Source organism: Streptomyces sp. NPDC088812, assembly GCF_044750285.1.
Taxonomy (GTDB): domain Bacteria; phylum Actinomycetota; class Actinomycetes; order Streptomycetales; family Streptomycetaceae; genus Streptomyces.
In genome coordinates, this window is the sequence record NZ_JBIVJP010000096.1 from 1 (window position 1) to 1,072 (window position 1,072).

Consider the following 1,072-nt stretch of genomic DNA (forward strand, 5'->3'; position numbering starts at 1 on the left):
GTCGTCTCCGAGCCCGAGGGTCGTCGGACACGATATGAGATCGCCGATTCGCACCTGGCGCAGGCGCTGACGGCACTGGTCGATGCCACCCTGGCAGTGGACGAAGACGCCCCGTGCATCGATCCCGCCTGCTCGCTTCCCGGATGCGACGCAGCTGGGGAGGGCGCATGATCCTCACCTCGGTCTTGCAGGCGATGGGCCTGTTCGCAGCGACCAACATCGACGACATCATCGTGCTCTCCCTCTTCTTCGCGCGAGGGGCAGGCCAGCGCGGCACTACCGCCCGCATTCTGGCCGGCCAGTACATCGGATTCGCCGGCATCCTCGGTGCCGCGGTCCTGGTGACCATCGGCGCCGGAGCATTCCTGCCCTCGGCAGCCATCCCGTACTTCGGTCTCATCCCTCTGGGCCTCGGCCTCTGGGCCGCATGGCAGGCCTGGCGCGGAGACGATGACGACGATGACGACGAGGCCAAGGTTGCCGGCAAGAAGGTCGGTGTGTGGACAGTCGCAGGCGTCACCCTTGCCAACGGCGGCGACAACATCGGCGTCTACACCCCTGTCTTCCTCAGCGTGGAACCTCTCGCAGTAGTCGCCTACTGCATCGTCTTCCTCGCGCTCGTCGCGGTCCTGGTGGCCCTGGCAAAGTTCGTCGCCACCCGCCCCCCGATCGCCGAAGTGCTCGAACGCTGGGAGCACATCCTCTTCCCCATCGTTCTCATCGGCCTCGGCATCGTGATCCTCGTCAGCGGCGGAGCCTTCGGACTCTGACGTAGCGGCAGCGATTCAAACGGCTCCGACCGGGCGCACCCCTCTCGGTTCAGACCGCGACACCTACCTGCAGCCAGTCCTGCGTGATCGCGGCAACAAGACCGCCACGGAGCGCTGCAAAAACCCCGCCACCAAGCGAACGGTGCCACAGCCCCGTCGCATCCCGGACGCCCGCCACAAACGACCGATTTTGTCGCCCTGGACAACAAGCGCCAGCGCTCCCCATGGGCAGGGGCCGACCCTGTGCTCCAACGAGAACAGCGGGCCAGCCTCTGCAGAGGCTGGCCCGCTGTTCTCGTTGG

The 1,072-nt window shown here is 66.5% G+C and carries 1 protein-coding gene and 1 pseudogene; both read left to right on the plus strand.

All coding sequences use genetic code 11. The features are described from left to right. Positions 1-171 (plus strand): annotated as a pseudogene (locus ACIP67_RS43440) (transcriptional regulator); the annotation flags it as partial. Then, a complete protein-coding gene (locus ACIP67_RS43445; RefSeq protein ID WP_401700280.1) occupies positions 168-770 on the plus strand; it encodes a cadmium resistance transporter in 603 nt (200 codons plus the stop codon). The pseudogene ACIP67_RS43440 and the gene ACIP67_RS43445, both read left to right, overlap by 4 nt. Positions 771-1,072 lie beyond the last annotated feature (302 nt).

Bases quoted from the DNA above. Each gene is read 5' to 3' on its own strand.
- ACIP67_RS43445 (WP_401700280.1), top strand. From the start codon at position 168: ATGATCCTCACCTCGGTCTTGCAGGCGATGGGCCTGTTCGCAGCGACC.